Annotated in this window: 16 protein-coding genes; 10 read left to right on the plus strand and 6 right to left on the minus strand. The window is 62.9% G+C overall.

The annotated features are described in order from the left end of the window. The first annotated feature begins 477 nt into the window (after positions 1 to 477). From LN996_RS21355 to LN996_RS21365, 3 genes are all read left to right on the plus strand, one after another. Positions 478 to 933, plus strand: coding sequence for a hypothetical protein (locus LN996_RS21355; RefSeq protein ID WP_231342954.1), 456 nt, complete (start codon positions 478 to 480; stop codon positions 931 to 933). Between the two features lie 120 nt (positions 934 to 1,053). Continuing rightward, a complete protein-coding gene (locus tag LN996_RS21360; RefSeq protein ID WP_231342956.1) occupies positions 1,054 to 1,557 on the plus strand; it encodes an SRPBCC family protein in 504 nt (167 codons plus the stop codon). A gap of 136 nt (positions 1,558 to 1,693) precedes the next feature. Then, positions 1,694 to 3,220 carry a CYTH and CHAD domain-containing protein gene (locus LN996_RS21365; RefSeq protein ID WP_231342958.1) on the plus strand — a complete coding sequence of 509 codons (1,527 nt, stop codon included), beginning with the start codon at positions 1,694 to 1,696 and terminating at the stop codon, positions 3,218 to 3,220. Between the two features lie 50 nt (positions 3,221 to 3,270). On the opposite strand, the gene LN996_RS21370 is transcribed toward LN996_RS21365, so the two are convergent. Further along, positions 3,271 to 4,107 carry an alpha/beta fold hydrolase gene (locus tag LN996_RS21370; protein ID WP_231342959.1) on the minus strand — a complete coding sequence of 279 codons (837 nt, stop codon included), beginning with the start codon at positions 4,105 to 4,107 and terminating at the stop codon, positions 3,271 to 3,273. 263 nt (positions 4,108 to 4,370) lie between these two features. Between LN996_RS21370 and LN996_RS21375 the strand changes: the two genes are divergently transcribed. Together LN996_RS21375 and LN996_RS21380 are read left to right on the plus strand one after the other, a co-directional pair. Beyond that, positions 4,371 to 6,104, plus strand: a complete 1,734-nt coding sequence (locus tag LN996_RS21375; RefSeq protein WP_231342963.1) for an ABC transporter ATP-binding protein — start codon at positions 4,371 to 4,373, stop codon at positions 6,102 to 6,104. Then, on the plus strand, positions 6,101 to 8,071 hold the full coding sequence (locus LN996_RS21380) for an ABC transporter ATP-binding protein (RefSeq protein ID WP_269215880.1): 1,971 nt from the start codon (positions 6,101 to 6,103) through the stop codon (positions 8,069 to 8,071). Before LN996_RS21375 ends, LN996_RS21380 begins: the two co-directional genes overlap by 4 nt. Before the next feature lie 101 nt (positions 8,072 to 8,172). Here LN996_RS21380 and LN996_RS21385 read toward each other — a convergent pair whose 3' ends face one another. Then, positions 8,173 to 8,745, minus strand: a complete 573-nt coding sequence (locus tag LN996_RS21385; RefSeq protein ID WP_231342965.1) for an MOSC domain-containing protein — start codon at positions 8,743 to 8,745, stop codon at positions 8,173 to 8,175. Positions 8,746 to 8,809: 64 nt separating this feature from the next. Between LN996_RS21385 and LN996_RS21390 the strand changes: the two genes are divergently transcribed. Genes LN996_RS21390 through LN996_RS21400 form a run of 3 tightly spaced genes read left to right on the plus strand, consistent with a single transcriptional unit; the run spans position 8,810 to position 10,269 of the window. Continuing rightward, positions 8,810 to 9,247: a hypothetical protein gene (locus LN996_RS21390; RefSeq protein ID WP_231342966.1), complete on the plus strand. Its 438-nt coding sequence runs from the start codon at positions 8,810 to 8,812 to the stop codon at positions 9,245 to 9,247. Then, positions 9,244 to 9,435 (plus strand): helix-turn-helix transcriptional regulator, encoded by a 192-nt coding sequence (locus tag LN996_RS21395; RefSeq protein ID WP_231342967.1) that lies wholly within the window; start codon positions 9,244 to 9,246, stop codon positions 9,433 to 9,435. Before LN996_RS21390 ends, LN996_RS21395 begins: the two co-directional genes overlap by 4 nt. A gap of 54 nt (positions 9,436 to 9,489) precedes the next feature. Then, positions 9,490 to 10,269 carry an alpha/beta fold hydrolase gene (locus LN996_RS21400; RefSeq protein ID WP_231342968.1) on the plus strand — a complete coding sequence of 260 codons (780 nt, stop codon included), beginning with the start codon at positions 9,490 to 9,492 and terminating at the stop codon, positions 10,267 to 10,269. On the opposite strand, the gene LN996_RS21405 is transcribed toward LN996_RS21400, so the two are convergent. Further along, positions 10,266 to 10,865: a TetR family transcriptional regulator gene (locus LN996_RS21405; protein WP_231342969.1), complete on the minus strand. Its 600-nt coding sequence runs from the start codon at positions 10,863 to 10,865 to the stop codon at positions 10,266 to 10,268. The genes LN996_RS21400 and LN996_RS21405 overlap by 4 nt on opposite strands. 81 nt (positions 10,866 to 10,946) lie before the next feature. Here LN996_RS21405 and LN996_RS21410 point away from each other — a divergent pair, with 81 nt between their 5' ends. Further along, the gene (locus tag LN996_RS21410) at positions 10,947 to 11,726 is read left to right on the plus strand and encodes an SDR family NAD(P)-dependent oxidoreductase (RefSeq protein ID WP_231342975.1); all 780 of its coding nucleotides are present in this window, start codon (positions 10,947 to 10,949) and stop codon (positions 11,724 to 11,726) included. Here LN996_RS21410 and LN996_RS21415 read toward each other — a convergent pair. Next, on the minus strand, positions 11,721 to 12,200 hold the full coding sequence (locus LN996_RS21415; RefSeq protein ID WP_231342977.1) for an NUDIX domain-containing protein: 480 nt from the start codon (positions 12,198 to 12,200) through the stop codon (positions 11,721 to 11,723). The genes LN996_RS21410 and LN996_RS21415 overlap by 6 nt on opposite strands. Positions 12,201 to 12,520: 320 nt before the next feature. Between LN996_RS21415 and LN996_RS21420 the strand changes: the two genes are divergently transcribed. Then, positions 12,521 to 13,810, plus strand: a complete 1,290-nt coding sequence (locus tag LN996_RS21420) for a hypothetical protein (RefSeq protein ID WP_231342970.1) — start codon at positions 12,521 to 12,523, stop codon at positions 13,808 to 13,810. A 73-nt stretch (positions 13,811 to 13,883) separates the two neighbouring features. Here the strand turns inward: LN996_RS21420 and LN996_RS21425 are convergent, their stop codons facing one another. Both LN996_RS21425 and LN996_RS21430 read right to left on the minus strand, forming a co-directional pair. Beyond that, entirely contained in the window at positions 13,884 to 14,060 is a 177-nt protein-coding gene (locus tag LN996_RS21425) for a hypothetical protein (protein WP_200846855.1), read from the minus strand. Between the two features lie 5 nt (positions 14,061 to 14,065). Next, positions 14,066 to 15,205 carry a glycosyltransferase family 2 protein gene (locus LN996_RS21430; RefSeq protein ID WP_231342972.1) on the minus strand — a complete coding sequence of 380 codons (1,140 nt, stop codon included), beginning with the start codon at positions 15,203 to 15,205 and terminating at the stop codon, positions 14,066 to 14,068. Positions 15,206 to 15,509: the final 304 nt, after the last annotated feature.

Here is a 15,509-nt window from a genome sequence, read left to right on the forward strand (position 1 = left end):
CCTCCCGCCCTTGCGCGGGGTGGGGCGGGTGGGGGGCGCGGTGCTCCCGCCGCCGCCCGGGGCCGCGGCCGGGGCCGGGGGGGCCGCCCGGCCCCCGCCCGCCCCCCCCCCCCCCCCCCCCCCCACTTCTTTGGTGATGGGCACTTTTGTCAGTATGCTTACTAATAGCTGGGGGTTGTCGGTTCAGCGATTGGGGTAGTGATGCGAATTGGTTCAATCATTGGGTTGCTTGTGGTCGTGTGGCTCGTCATTGGGGCCGTGGCGGCTGGCCAGCGGGGTTACTTCGGCACCCCGCCGGCGCAATGCTCGCAATTGGCAACAATCGCCTTGAATATCGTCGCAGGCCCTTTGAATTACACGGGGTTGGATCCCCAGGGTGGCTGTGAAATTCCACAGCCTTCATGACCCGGATGCGAGTCTGCACTTTATCCCGTTTATCCAAAAATTGCTAAGATTACTGATTAATTTCGTTGATGCATGGACACACCGCCAGCTGCACTTATAGGTTCGAAGAGATCCATAAACACGTTCACCGTTGAGGAAAGGACAGGTCGCATGGACACGCACAATGCCGCACCGGAAGAGGAAGTAGGAGGCTACGGCACTCCTACGGCCGAGCAGGAAGCAGGCGGAGGACAGGCGCAGCCCCGCGTCGAAGAGGACCTCACCGAAGCCGGTTTGAGCCAGGACAGCCCCGACGGCGAGACGTATTCCACAGGGGCTCCCAACCTCAGCCATCTGGATCCGGAAAACTCGGACAGCGCGGGCGAGCCCGGGGCCGGCCGGTTCGGTGGGATAGACGAGCAATCGCACGCCGAGCAATCCTTGCAGCCCGACGGCAACGACGACTCGCTGCCGGACGGCAGCGGAAACGACCTTCCCCAGGAAGAGTCACCCAACGACGATGACGAAGAAAGTTTCGACGCCGGCTAAGAGCTTTGGCTGGCGCGCTAAGACTGGCGCGCCACTGGTTAAGCAGCCAGCTGGCTGGCGCGCCGCCCCGCCCCGCAGTACTGCATGAGCACCCGAGACACGATCGAAGGAGCGAAATCCATGGCTACGGTCATCAAATCAATCGAAGTAGATGTCCCCGTATCTGTCGCCTACAACCAATGGACACAATTCGAGGCCTTTCCCGAGTTCATGAACGGGGTGGAGGCAGTGGAACAGATCGATGAGACTGCCCTCCACTTCTCCACCAATGTGGGCGGTGTGAAACGCGAATACAACGCCCAGATCATTGAGCAGGTTCCGGACGCGCTAGTGAGTTGGGCAAGCGTTGACGGTCCTCGCAACGGTGGCACCGTCCGCTTCGAACCCCTCCAGCCATCCCGCACGAGGGTTGACGTGGAGATCGTCTGGGAGCCGGAAGGCCTGGCAGAGAAGGCCGGATCAGCCCTTGGCGTGGACAGCATGCGGGTAGGTGCCGATCTGGACAAATTCAAGAAGTTCATCGAAGCGCAGGGCCATGCATCGGGCGCTTGGCGCGGCACTGTGTCCGGCGGCGACGTTGATGACACCGGAGAGTCCACCCGTCCGCGTTCGGTCGATATCTAGCGCGACTCCATCGACATCTAGCGCAGCGCTTCGTACTGACTCACACTGGACATAGCACCACGAGATAGGTCCGACGAGGGCCGGCCACCATCACGGGCCGGCCCTCCGCCTTACCCGGAAGGGAGTCCTGACAGCAATGGGAACGTCCAGCAGCGTGGAAGCCGAGCGGAAATTCGACGCCGAGGAGTCCACTCCGTTGCCTGCACTGGAGAAGATCAGCGGCATCGGAAAGGTGGGTGACCCGGCACGTCACAGCCTGGAAGCCATCTACTTTGATACGCGCCTCTTGTCCCTCGCTGCCCGCGGAATTACTCTCCGACGCCGGACTGGCGGCCTGGATGCCGGCTGGCACCTCAAAGTACCCCTCGGCCCCGGTAAACGGACCGAGATCCATGCACCCTTGGGCAGTGCCGAGACCGTCCCCGTGGAGATCATGGACCGCGTGCTCGCCTACACCCGCGGGCATGCCGTGGCGGCAATCGCCACCCTCAGTACCGAGCGAACAAGTTATGCCCTGTATGGCAGCGCTGGCGAACGAGTAGCCGAATTCGTGGACGACCACGTCCGTGCCCACGTTGCCATCGGTGAGCCCCGGCAGCTGGCGTGGCGTGAGTGGGAAGTCGAGCTGGCCGCCCACGACGGAAACGTCGACGACGCCGTGCTGGAGACCTTGGCCGGACAGCTCTCAGACGCAGGCGCCATGCCCAGCAAGCGGACGTCCAAGCTTGCCACTGCGTTGGGTGAATCCTGGCCCGCGGCCAACGGATCAGGCTGGGAAACGCCGGGCGGCAAGAGCACGGCTGTGGTTCCTGTCCTCGATTACCTCGCAACACAAGTGGCCGAGCTACTCCTGCAGGATGCCCATGTGAGGTTGGGCCGGGACGATTCAGTTCATCAGATGCGATCAATAATCCGCCGCATCCGGTCCGTGCTGCACACGTACCGCAAGCTTTTCGATGCGGGGGCAGCCGCGAACCTCCAGACCGGATTGAAATCATTGGCCAAGACCCTGGGCCGGTACCGGGACACCGAAGTCCTGCACGAACGCCTCAGGAACGATCTTGATGAATTGCCCGGAACGCTGGTCCTCGGCCCACTGCACGATGAACTCGATCAGCGCATGGCAGTCAGGGCGGACACTGCTATGTCGGCCGTCAAGAACCGGTTGAACAGCCCCCGCTATTTCCGGCTGCTGGACGAGTTGGAAGACCTCCTCGACGCCCCGCCGCTGACACGCAAGGCAACGAGGAAGGCCACAAAAACCACGGCGAAGCTCGTCAACAAAGCCGCCAAACGGCTGGCCAAACGCCACAAGGCTGCGGTGGGTGCCGCCGTCGGGCCCCAACGCGATACGGCGTTTCATGAAGTACGGAAAGCCGCCAAGAAACTGCGCTTTGCCGCCGAGGCCGCGGAGAGAGTTCATGGAAAGAGGGCCGCCCGGTTGGGCGAGGCTGCCCACAAGGTCCAGTCGATCCTGGGCGAGCACCAGGACAGTGTGATGGCCCGGGCTGAACTGCTGAGGCTGGGCACGGCGTCGGATGTTGGAAGCAGTGCCTTCACCTTCGGACTGCTGCACGCCATGGAACGCAACGCCGCCGATGCTACGGAGCAGGACTACTTGCAGAACGGCGGAATGGCGCGGAAGCTGCGGCTCAAGAAATGACAGGCCCGACGCCGTAACAACCGTGCGTCGGGCCCATCAGCGTGGAGCGGCTACTTCTTGAGGAAGCCCAACAGGGCGTCGTTGATCTCGGCTCCGTGCGTCCAGAGCAGGCCGTGCGGCGCGCCCTCGATTTCCAAATATTCGGCGCTGGGCAGTGCATCCTTGAAACGCCGGCCGGTGACGTCGATGGGCAGGATATTGTCAGCCGTGCCGTGGACGATCAAGGCCGGCACATCGATCTTGGGGATGTCGGCCCGGAAGTCCGTGAGCCACGTTGGCTGGGCGGCAACCGATGCGAACGCGCCGGACTTGCTGGCGAGATTCCAGCTGGCGTCCACGGCTTCCTGGCTGAGGCGTTCCGTGCCCAGGAAGGTGTCGCTGTTATAGAAGTTCTTGAAGAAATCGGTGAAGAAGGCGTACCGGTCTGCCTTGACTGCCGAGGCAAGGCCGTCGAACACGTCCTGCGGCACCCCGTCCGGGTTGTCATCGGTCTTCAAGAGGAACGGTTCCAGCGAGCCGAGGAAGACTGCCTTGGCAACGCGGGCCGAACCGTAGGTGCTGATGTAGCGCGCAACTTCGCCGGTGCCCATGGAGAAGCCCACCAGCACGGCGTCGTTCAGGTCCAGGGTGTCCAGGACGGACTTCAGATCGGCTGCGAAGGTGTCATAGTCGTAGCCCTTCGTGGGTTGGCTGGACTTGCCGAATCCGCGGCGGTCGTAGGTGATCACGCGGTAGCCTGCGTCGAGCAGGGCAGCGGTCTGCTTCTCCCAGGATGAACCATCCAACGGGTAGCCGTGGATCAGGACTACCGCCTGGCCTGTTCCGTGATCCTCGTAGTAGAGCTCGATCTCAGTGCTGTTTTCGTTTCCGACGGTGATGTAAGCCAAAACTCAAGTCCCTTCGATGCGGTTCAACACGAACGTTTCCAGCCTACTGGCCTACTGCGACGCCGGCACGAGCCAGGGCTTCTGCGCCAGCAGCCAGGCCAAGGCGACCTGTCCCGGCGTCGCGCCTTGCTCTGGGCAATCCCGGCCTGGGTCCGCAGCCAAGAGGGGGAGTCACTGGCATTACCCCTCATTTCCCTCTAGTTGCCCGCAGCAACCAGACGTAAACTGGCCTTCGGTTCACAACGCTTTGGCTCGGAGTCCGCATGCTGTGGAAGGTACTTGTTCGTTTCCTGCGGCCGCATCAGCGGCTGTTGATCGCCGTCGTCGTCTTCCAGCTGGCGCAATCCATCGCGTCGCTGTACCTGCCGACGCTGAACGCCGACATCATCGATCACGGCGTGGCCACCGGGGACACTGACTACATCCTGCGCATGGGCGGCCTCATGCTGCTGATCACCCTCCTGCAGATCGCGTGCGCAGTGGTTGCGGTCTATTTCGGTGCGAAGGCCGCAATGGGGATGGGCCGGGATCTCCGTGACGCGATCTTCAGCCGGGTGGGGGAGTTCTCGGAGCAGGAGGTCACCAGGTTTGGAGCGCCATCACTGATCACGCGCTCCACCAACGATGTCCAGCAGGTGCAGCAGCTGGTCCTCATGTCTTGCACGCTGATGGTGGCGGCTCCCATGCTGAGTATCGGCGGTGTGATCATGGCCGTGCGGCAGGACGCCCAATTGTCCTGGCTGATCGCGGTGTGCGTGCCGGTGCTGTTGGTGGCTGTTGGGTTGATTGTGACCCGGATGGTGCCGCTGTTCCGCAAGATGCAGGTCCGGATCGACGCCGTGAACCGGGTCCTTCGCGAGCAGCTCACCGGCATCCGCGTGGTACGTGCCTTCGTCCGGGAGGACATGGAGGCCGCCCGGTTCGCGAAAGCGAACGACGACGTCACGGACGTTGCGCTGCGGGCCGGACGTTTGATGGCGCTCATGTTCCCTGTGGTCATGTTGGTGATGAACGTGTCCAGCGTGGCGGTGATCTGGTTCGGTTCGTTCCGGATCGAGGACGGCTCCATGCAGGTGGGAACCCTGATCGCTTTCCTGAGCTACCTCATGCAGATCCTCATGTCGGTCATGATGGCAACGTTCATGGCCGTGATGATCCCTCGTGCGTCCGTTTCTGCCGACCGGATCGGCGAGGTGCTGGAGACCGACTCAAGTGTCCAGCCGCCGTCGAACCCTGTCACCGGCGGCATCCGCCGCGGCGAACTGGAAATGCGCGACGTCGGATTCGCCTACCCGGGTGCCGAACAGCCAGTGTTGAGCGGGGTTTCCTTCACGGCCATCGCTGGCCGGACCACGGCGATCATCGGCAGCACGGGGGCCGGCAAGACCACTTTGGTGAACCTCATGCCACGTCTCTTCGACGCCACCAGCGGATCCGTCCGGATGGACGGCGTGGAGGTCCGCGAACTCCATCCGGACCTCTTGTGGGGACATATCGGGCTGGTGCCCCAGCGGCCCTACCTGTTCTCGGGTACGGTCCGCAGTAATCTCCAGTACGGCAAACCCGACGCCACCGACGACGAACTCTGGCAGGCACTTTCCGTGGCCCAGGCCCGGGACTTTGTTGAGGAAATGGAAGGCGGCCTGGACGCCTCAATCTCGCAAGGTGGCACCAACGTTTCCGGCGGGCAGCGGCAGCGGCTCGCAATTGCCCGCGCCTTGGTGAAGCAGCCGGAGCTCTACATCTTTGACGACTCCTTCTCCTCCTTGGACACCGCCACCGACGCCAGGCTCCGGCAAGCCCTCCAACGCCATACCAACGGAGCCACCCTGGTCATCGTCGCCCAGCGGGTCTCAAGCATCGCCGACGCGGACCAGATCCTGGTGCTCGACGACGGCAGGATCGTTGGGCGCGGAACGCATGAGGAGTTGTTGGAGACGTCCGGGACGTACAGGGAAATCGTGTCCTCCCAGCTCGCTGCGGAGGAGGCCGCATGAGCGCCGTATCAGCCGGCCCACGCGGTCCCCAGCGGCCAGCGATGGGACCAGGCCGCGGAGGACCGTTCGCCGGGATGAATATTCCGGCGGAGAAGGCGTCCAACTTTGGTCCCTCTGCCCGGCGTTTGCTGGGAACGCTTCGTCCGGAGCGGTTCTGGCTTACCTTGGTGCTGGTGTTCGCCGTGGTCAGCGTGGCATTGTCCGTGATTGGCCCACGCTTGTTGGGGGAAGGCACCAACCTGATCTTCGCCGGCGTCGTGTCCAAACAGCTGCCCGCGGGGGTCTCCAAAGCCGACGTCATCGCAGGGCTGCGCGCCTCCGGTGATGACAGCAAAGCGGACATGCTGGGCGCCATGACCCTGACTCCCGGCGTCGGAATCGACTTTGGTGCGTTGGCCTCGGTGCTGCTGTGGGCGCTGGCGCTTTATGTCCTGGCCTCAGCGTTCGGTTGGGTGCAGGCGTACGTGCTCAACGGCGTCGTGCAGCGGACCGTCTACCGCCTCCGCGAGCGGATCGAAGCGAAAATCCACCGGCTGCCCCTGCGCTATTTCGACTCCATCCAGCGCGGTGAGCTGCTGAGCCGGGTGACCAACGATGTAGACAACATCTCGCAAAGCCTCCAGCAATCCATCAGCCAGGTGGTGTCTTCACTTCTGACGGTGGTGGGGGTGCTGGTGATGATGTTCCTGCTCTCGCCACTGCTGGCGCTGATCGCACTGGTGACCATTCCGCTGACCCTTGGTACCACCCTGTTCATCGCCAAACGCTCGCAGAAACTGTTCGTGGCGCAGTGGAAGAACACCGGCGAACTCAACGGCCAGATCGAGGAAACCTACACCGGGCACGCCCTGGTGAAAGTGTTCGGACGGCAGAACGAGGTCCAGGAGAAGTTCCGGGCGAAGAACGGCGAGCTGTACCAGGCCAGCTTCGGGGCGCAGTTCGTGAGCGGGCTGATCATGCCGGCCATGACGTTCATCGGAAACCTGGTTTATGTAGGGATCGCCGTGGTGGGTGGCCTGCAGGTGGCCTCAGGCTCCATGCAGCTGGGCGACGTCCAGGCCTTCATCCAGTACTCGAGGCAGTTCACCATGCCGCTGGCCCAACTCGGGTCAATGGCGAACATGTTGCAGTCCGGAGTTGCCTCGGCGGAGCGGGTGTTCGATCTACTGGATGAGGAGGAAGAGTCGGCTGAACCCCCTCCTTCCGGTTCGGGTGTGGGCCGCGGGCGGCTCGTTTTCGAGAACGTGTCCTTCCGCTACTCGCCGGACAAACCGCTCATCACGGACCTCAGTTTGGTGGCCGAACCGGGGCAGAGCATCGCCATTGTTGGGCCCACAGGTGCGGGCAAGACCACCCTGGTGAACCTGATGATGCGCTTCTACGACTTGGACTCAGGGCGGATAACACTCGACGGCGTAGACATCGCCTCGCTCTCGCGGCAGGAACTGCGCTCACGGATGGGGATGGTCCTGCAGGACACGTGGCTGTTCGGCGGGACGATCCACGACAACATCGCTTACGGACGGCCTTTGGCTTCAGAGGCGGAGATCATGGAGGCCGCACAGGCTACCTACGTGGACCGTTTCGTGAAGTCGCTGCCGGAGGGCTATGACACCTTGCTCGACGACGAGGGCGGCAATGTTTCCGCAGGTGAGAAGCAGCTGCTCACCATTGCCCGGGCCTTCCTGTCCCGGCCGTCGGTACTGATCCTGGACGAGGCCACCAGCTCCGTGGACACCCGGACCGAAGTGTTGGTGCAGAAAGCCATGAATGCCCTGCGCTCGGACCGGACCAGCTTTGTGATCGCGCACCGGCTCTCCACCATCCGCGACGCCGACCTCATCCTGGTGATGGAAGCCGGGCAGATCGTGGAGCAGGGAACCCACTCGGAACTGCTGGCCGAGGGTGGGGCGTACTCCCGGTTGTACGAGGCCCAATTCGCAGCGCCGGCGGCTGAAGAGGTTTGAGCCCTGACGCCGGGGGGGGGCGTGGCTTCCTGACCTTGATTGGAGTGAGGAAGGCCGGTCTGCAACCTGGGTGGGTTGCAGGGCTTTTCCTTTGAGGGAAACTACGGCAACCGCGATGGCCGGAGCACCTTCGCTTCACCGGCCTTGCTTGGGTCAAGCGGGACTGTGCTGACCAGCACCGCCGGGCCGCGATGAAGCAGGCCTCCCGAAACCACTTGGCAGCGCACACCCCCGCGCCCGCGCATCGCCTTATGGGCACCCGGAGCCAGCATTTCGTCCATCCAGGCGCAGGGGTGGGCAGGTCGTCCTGCCTTCAATCGCACCACGTCCCCGCCGGACTCCAGCGCGAATTCATGGCCAAGCAGGGGAGCCAGCTCGACTCCCCGCACCACCACGTTCCGTCGGGTCAGCAGGGGATCGAACGGCCCAGCCCCGAGTTCCGCCGCGATGGACTCCAGGGCCTCCATGGCAAAGACCGTCACAGCCGCATCCATGTGGGCGGCCTTGCCAAAAAACCTGTCGCCAACAATCCCTTTGCCGGCCACCAGCTCCGCCTGCTCCGCGTCGGTGGTGGGGACATCCGCGGCACCTTCGCGGGCACGGCCAAAGTAAGCATGGGCCGGCGACACCAAAAGGTGCAGCACCTCGACGTCGTACTTGTACTCGGTGGTCATTCCCTAACGCTAGCCCTCGGACGCAACCATTGCCCCGAAATGTAAAGGGTGCTTTACTTCAACAATGAGTAAAGCTTCCTTTACATCGCGACGTGCGCCGGTCCACCACTACGTGTTGGCCACTACGCTCGGCGCAATCCTGACCATCGCGGTTGCCGTCCTGGTTGGAGCCTCAAACCCGGGCGATTTCTGGCTCGCGGCAGGGATTGGCGCTCTCTGTACTGTCTACCCGGCCATGTCGCTGGGAGCCAAGGTCTTCGTGTCCAACCACACCGTGGCCCGCGATGCCCACGGCGAGCAGAGCGTGGAGTTGCAATGGATGCGCCAAGCCGGGGCCGGAGCCTTCCTGGACGTGTTGGTGGCCACGATCGTTGCTGTCCTGGTGCTGGTCATCGGGCGGTTCACGGTTGATGCGCTTCCGGTCCTTCTCGGCCTCGTTGTGTTGAGTGCCTTGGATGCGGGAGTTCGTTACTTGGTAATTCGCTACCGGGCGTTGAAGTGAAGAACAACCTCGCCGAGCGCCGGACCGGACGCAACTGGACCCAGGCCGACCTGGCGGCTGCGCTCGGTGTTTCCCGGCAGACGGTGATCTCCATAGAGCGGGAGAAGTTTGACCCTTCGCTTCCCTTGGCGTTCCTTATTGCGCGGACGTTCGGTTGCGCCATAGAAGATATCTTTACCGCGGATTGATGCACTGTGGCCCACGCCGCAGCGCTTTGGCCGCCGCCCCGATACTGTGTCACGGTGTACTTCACCACAGCCCCCGACGGCGCCGAACTCGCCTGGACCGAGTCCGGCGACGGCGAGCCACTGCTGCTGATCGCCGGGCAGGCCACGGCCATGGACGGTTGGGGCCCGACGGCGGAACTACTGTCCCGCTCTTACCGCGTCATCCGCTTCGATCACCGGGGGATAGGGCGGAGTGGGAAGGGCGACGCCGAGCGCTACACCACCAGACTCCTTGCCGAAGATGCTGCTGCCGTCCTCAAAGCGGCGAATGCGGATTTAGCACACGTGTACGGCCACTCGATGGGTGGGCGAATCGGCCAGTGGTTGGCTATCGACTACCCCCAGAAAGTCCGGACCCTGGTTCTGGCGGCGACGAGTGGAGGAAGGTGGCCGGACGCCAGTGTCCAACCGGACAAAGCTGCCCTGGCGGCCCTGGTCAGCGGCGACATGTCCCGGCTCGAAGAGCTCTTCTTCGACCCTGCATGGGTCCGCGCCAATCCCGAAGCGACGTACACGTTCTTCAATTCCCAGGCTTCGGCGTGGGCCAAGGCACGCCATTTCAAGGCAAGTCGTGATCACGATGCCTGGAGCGAGCTCGGATCCATCAAGGCTCCCACGCTGATCCTTCACGGTACGGACGACCGACTCACTCGCTTGCCCAATGCCCTGATCCTTCGTGAACACATCCCTCGCTCGGTGCTGGTCCGCGTACCCGAAGCGGGGCACGGCCTGCACCTGGACCACCCCGAGACGATCGAATGGATCCGGCAGTTCATCGCCCGAAAGAGCGGCTAAAGCGCAGGAACCCGCAACACCTCAAGCGCAGCCACCAAATAGGGCACTGGATCCGGATCTGATCCGGCGGCCCATTGCATCCACGCCTCGAAGGTTGCGGCAAGGTATGCGGCACTCAAGTAGCGTGCCGCGGAATCGGAAAGGCCGTTCTCGATGAGGAAGCCCAAGGCCCTTTCGCGCCGTGGCGCCAAAGATTCGTAACTACGGCTGGTCAGTTCGGCATGCTCGGCGATCAAGCGGAGGCGCCCGCGGGTTACCGACAGATCCGGAATCACGGCGACTCCGGCGATCGCTGCTTCACGCAACCCGGCCAGCACATCGCCGTCGGACTTTCCGTGTTTGTGGAACGAGCCGAAGGCGAGCGTCGACGCCTCGATCACAGGTTCGGTGCCGCCCCAGACGAGATCCGCCTTGCTGGCGAAATAGCGGTAGAGGCTCTTGCGGCCGATGCCGGCAGCACGGGCGATGTCTTCCATGGAGGTGTTCTCATACCCGTGCTCGGCGAATAAGTCCAAGGCGAGTCCCGCCACAGCGTCGGGGTCGATGGTGGCTGGACGACCGCTGGCGCGCGCGGGCTTGGCATCTTCCGAAATCATCCCTCCAGTATTCACTCTTACATAATGACACAGAGTGTCATAAGGTGGGGTGAACCACTCAGCAACCATCGGAAGGACATCATGGGCAACGACGCTTCATGGCAGGAGGCCACCACCTCTGGCCGTTTTGCCGGCAAGACCATCATCGTCACAGGCGCGGCTTCGGGTATTGGCCAAGCCACGGCCCTGCGCATCGCCAAGGAAGGCGGCAAGGTCATTGCCGTCGATATCAGCAAGGAACGTCTGGACGCCCTGGTGGAGGAGAACAGCGGCCTTGACCTGGTTCCCGTGGCGGGTGATATCTCCACTGAGGAAACCGTAGCCGCTGTCCTGGCTGCCGCAGCCGGACGAGTGGACGCCCTGGCCAACGTTGCCGGCATCATGGACAACTTCGCCCCCATCCATGAGGTGGATGACGAGCTCTGGGAACGTGTATTCTGCATCAACGTCACAGCCCTCATGCGCCTGACCCGCGCAGTGGTGCCGCTCATGCTGGAAGCCGGAACCGGATCTGTGGTGAACGTTGCGTCCGAGGCAGGCCTGCGTGGTTCTGCTGCCGGTGCCGCCTATACAGCGTCCAAGCACGCCGTGGTTGGCCTCACCAAGAACTCCGCTGTGATGTACGGACCCAAGGGTCTGCGGTTCAACGCAGTGGCCCCCGGCCCCACCATCACCAACATTGTGGCCAATTGGGGATCGCAGCTCGCTGCCGAACGGCTGGGCCCCTTGATGCAGGCGACTGTTCCGACTCCTGCCACCGCAGCACAGCTGGCCGCGTCCATCACGTTCTTGCTCAGTGAGGACGGCACAAATGTCAACGGCGCCATTCTGGCTTCCGACGGCGGCTGGTCGGCTCTATAGGGATTGCCCGCCAAGGTGCCGGATCAGCGCGTCCACTATGGGCAGTTGCCCTTTGACGAGCTTGGTCCGCGCCTCGGTCACTTCAAACCAACGGGCGTCGTCAATTTCCGGGAAATCCTTGATGACACCTGAACCTTTGGGCCATTCCATAGGGAAGGTGTTGCTGACGATCTGCTCCGGCTGAAAGTCGCTGGCCTCGGCGGCGTAAGCGGTGATGAGTTTGCCGGAAGGCTGCTTAAAAACGCCCAACAATTCGTAGTCTGTGGGCGGGGGAGGGGAACCTATTTCCTCCGTAAATTCCCGTTTCGCTGCGGCCAAAGGGTCCTCATCTTCGGGGAATTCACCCTTGGGTATGGACCAGGCATGCTGGTCCTTCCGAGCCCAGAAGGGCCCACCCATGTGGGCGATCCACAATTCCAATGGCCCAGCCGAGGTCTGTCGGTAAAGGAGTATGCCTGCGCTGCGAATGGCGATGAGAGCCCCCGGGTGATGGTGCTGCGGGTGAGTCGGACGGACAGGTCAAGGTTACTCCGCCCCGCGGTGCCGTTATCGAATTGACGTTGAATTGCCGATGTTGCTGGTTCATTTCGCTTCCGGCAGCGTCCCGCCTAATTGATAATCGAGGAGTTGCACGTTCCTCGGGGGTGGAACGTGACTGCGGTCTTCGGCAATTGCCGAAGGCGTTCTGGGCGCATCAGCAGGAGGACACAGCTATGGCATTGTCAGTGAGGCTCCTTCCACATGGGGGAAGAAAAGTAATGGGTTTGGCCGTCGTTATGGCGGTAGGTTTATCGATGTTCGCTGGGATTGGCTCCGCGCAAGCCGCGGATACCACTCCCATGGCCGAGGATCCTGGGCCTGTGGGCAGCTTTGCTTGGAAAGGGTTCAACTGGCAGAAGCGTTTTTGGGGTGGGGCACCCATGTACAACGCGAGTTGGGATGCCAACAACGTAAGCAATCCCGACGCCAACGGCTACGTCAAACTCTCCATCTCCAACCCCACCGGATCCGCTCCGAAGGGCGCAGAGTTCCAGTCCACCCGTGAAGGGTTCGGCTACGGCACGTACAGCACCACGGTGGAGAAGGACGTCAGTGCGCTCCAAAAAGAAGTTGTGTGGGGTTGCTTGTTCACCTACGACCCCGCGGCGGAGCCGGGGTACACGGAGATCGACCTTTGTGAAGCATCAGCGTGGGGCGGAGGGGCCGCCTACGGTGAAGACTGGCCGGTAACCCAGGGTCACGGGTACTGGTTCGATGCCACAAAACCTCCGGGCCAGGGCAACAACACCGTCACGTTTGATGTCACGAACGCCCCGATTCTCACCCACAGGATGGTCTGGGAGCCAGGCAAGCTGACCTTCGAGACGTTCGCCGGCGAGGGCTACAGCGGGACCCTTCTGAAAAGGACCGTCCTGACGGGATCCACCGTTCCGCTGCCGGCCAATGAACAAATTCACTTCAACCTCTGGGTGACCGGTGGCGGTGGCGGGGATGCGGCACACGTTGCCCCTGAGACGGTCACTATTCGCGATTTCTCCTTCGTTCCGGGCATCCCGCTGGTGGCTCCGACTCCTACGGTGTCAGGCACCGCAGCCGTCGGTTCAACGCTGACAGCAAACCCGGGAACCTGGACCACGGGAACTGCACTGACTTATCAGTGGTACCGGAACGGGGCGGCGATCTCCGGAGCTACTGGGTCCACCCGCCTTCTCGCGGCTGCCGACCAAGGCACAAAACTGACAGTGCGGGTCACGGGAACCAAGTCCGGCTACGCAACAACCACTAAGGAATCGGCCCAAACGGCCACAGTGGTAGCTGGCACCCTGGTGGCACCCGTTCCGACCATCACCGGAACGTTGACAGTTGGCTCCACGCTGACCGCCAACCCAGGCACCTGGACCTCCGGAACCACCCTGACCTACCAGTGGTACAGGTCCGGTGTGGCCATTTCCGGGGCGACGGCTAAGAACTACGTGCTGGTGAGCGCTGATCAGGCGGACACCATGAGCGTTCGGGTCACGGGGACCAAGGCTGGTTACACCACGGTGGCCAAGACCTCGGCAAGCACAGCACCAGTGACGTAGGCGCGGATACAACAAACCCGCAGTTGTGTCGCGCTGGGGGAAAAGCGACACAACTGCGGGCATGTTGGGCTTGTTAGTTCTTCTGTGCCCGGACCGGCACAATCCTCTTGATGGCGAGGCCCAGGGCCAGCATCGCGAAAGCCGCCAGCGCGAACCAGAAGAGGTCTCCGGCTCCGGTCGCTGCGAGTGTGCCTGAGCCCATTCCGGCCGCGGTGACACCGGTGAGGGGAGCTACTGGGTTGTTGTACATGACTGCTACCAAACTTTCTTGCGGTTGAGTGCTGCATCCAGGTAGGCCTTTGCATGGACAGCCTGGAGGAAGATATCGATGACGGTTTCGTACATGGTGGCGGCCAGCAGCATGTACCTCCAGCCCCGGAACCGCACCGTGACGATGCGCTCCAGGACGAAGATGCCGGTGACTGCGATCCAGAACGGGTGAAGGTTCAGTCCCATTCCGGTGGTCAGGGCGAAGATGATGGAGCCGAAGTAGGCCAGGGTCACAATGACGCCGATCATGGACAGGAACTGACGGCCCCAGTAAGGCCTGGTGATCTTCGTCCACCCGTACTGCACGCAGTTCTCCACCGCGCCGCGCTTCCAGCGGAGCCGCTGGGCCCACAGTTCACGCCATGTGGGCATCACCTCGGTAACCAGCGTGCAGTTGGACGGAGAGGCGATGCGGTAGCCCAAGGTCAACAGGGCAAAGGAGAGCTCGTTGTCTTCGGTCAGGACTGACGTGTCGTAGACGCCGCCTTTGCCGTTGCCGGGAGGAAGTGTGCCCTCCAGCCGGGCTGCGACCACGTCTCGGAGTGTTTTGACGCGGAACAGGGCTGCCGTTCCGGTCACTACCAGGCACTTGCCGTGGAGGCGCTTGACGTCCCTGGCGTAGCGGGCGTATTCGTTGCGCTGCAGGTGCCCGACGAAACCTCCGCCAGGCCCGCCGCTGAACACGCCGCCCACGGCGCCGAGCAGTTCGTCGGTCAGGAGGTTCTTCGTTGCATTCTCGATGAAGTCCAGGGCGAGCTGCGAGTCGGCATCCTGAACCAGGACCAGATCCTCGGGGTCGGCGTCGGGAAGTAGCTCGCTGAGGGCGAAGTTGAGCGCACCGGCCTTCTTGTCCTTGTTGCCGACGGTCCGCATGACCTCGACGCCCTGGGCAAGCGCGAGAGTCTCGGTGTCGTCGGTGCAGTTGTCCGCCACGACGATAATGCGGTCCGGACGGCGGGTCTGGTTGTTCAACGAGGTAAGGGTTTCCGTGATGCCGGCCGATTCGTTGTGGGCCGGAACCAGTACGGTGACCACGCCACCGGCCGCACGGTGGGATCCGCGTGGCGCAGCAGCAGTGTCCGTTGCGGCTGTGTCGGCTGTGAGTTCCGTGATTTCCGTGAGCATTGTGATCCCTCCGTTCGTGCCTTGAAGCGTTGACTCACTTAGAGTTCCAACGCGAACGCAAGATCAGGGGAGGGAAACCGTCAAGGAAGTCTCAAGGTTTGCTCAGGACTTCCTTGACGGCGTCACGAACGGGGGTTCAGGACCACTTGAGCGGTTTGAGCGCCTCCAGGGGACGCGCCTTAAACGCAAGAGGACGGCCCCCGCGAATTACGGCGGGGGGCGGCTGGGGGGGGTGGGGGGGGGGTGGGGGGGGGGGGGGCAGCGGGGGGGGTTTTGGGGGGCGGGGGGGGTGTGGGGGTGGGCG

Origin of the sequence: Arthrobacter sp. AK01, assembly GCF_021109375.1 — a bacterium.
Classification (GTDB): Bacteria; Actinomycetota; Actinomycetes; order Actinomycetales; family Micrococcaceae; genus Arthrobacter.

What these genes read in the sequence shown, in the direction of transcription:
- LN996_RS21355 (WP_231342954.1), top strand. Translation starts at nt 478, where the DNA reads ATGGACACACCGCCAGCTGCACTTATAGGTTCGAAGAGATCCATAAAC.
- LN996_RS21360 (WP_231342956.1), top strand. Translation starts at nt 1,054, where the DNA reads ATGGCTACGGTCATCAAATCAATCGAAGTAGATGTCCCCGTATCTGTC.
- LN996_RS21365 (WP_231342958.1), top strand. Translation starts at nt 1,694, where the DNA reads ATGGGAACGTCCAGCAGCGTGGAAGCCGAGCGGAAATTCGACGCCGAG.
- LN996_RS21375 (WP_231342963.1), top strand. Translation starts at nt 4,371, where the DNA reads ATGCTGTGGAAGGTACTTGTTCGTTTCCTGCGGCCGCATCAGCGGCTG.
- LN996_RS21380 (WP_269215880.1), top strand. Translation starts at nt 6,101, where the DNA reads ATGAGCGCCGTATCAGCCGGCCCACGCGGTCCCCAGCGGCCAGCGATG.
- LN996_RS21385 (WP_231342965.1), bottom strand. Translation starts at nt 8,745, where the DNA reads ATGACCACCGAGTACAAGTACGACGTCGAGGTGCTGCACCTTTTGGTG.
- LN996_RS21390 (WP_231342966.1), top strand. Translation starts at nt 8,810, where the DNA reads ATGAGTAAAGCTTCCTTTACATCGCGACGTGCGCCGGTCCACCACTAC.
- LN996_RS21405 (WP_231342969.1), bottom strand. Translation starts at nt 10,865, where the DNA reads ATGATTTCGGAAGATGCCAAGCCCGCGCGCGCCAGCGGTCGTCCAGCC.
- LN996_RS21410 (WP_231342975.1), top strand. Translation starts at nt 10,947, where the DNA reads ATGGGCAACGACGCTTCATGGCAGGAGGCCACCACCTCTGGCCGTTTT.
- LN996_RS21420 (WP_231342970.1), top strand. Translation starts at nt 12,521, where the DNA reads ATGTTCGCTGGGATTGGCTCCGCGCAAGCCGCGGATACCACTCCCATG.
- LN996_RS21425 (WP_200846855.1), bottom strand. Translation starts at nt 14,060, where the DNA reads ATGTACAACAACCCAGTAGCTCCCCTCACCGGTGTCACCGCGGCCGGA.
- LN996_RS21430 (WP_231342972.1), bottom strand. Translation starts at nt 15,205, where the DNA reads ATGCTCACGGAAATCACGGAACTCACAGCCGACACAGCCGCAACGGAC.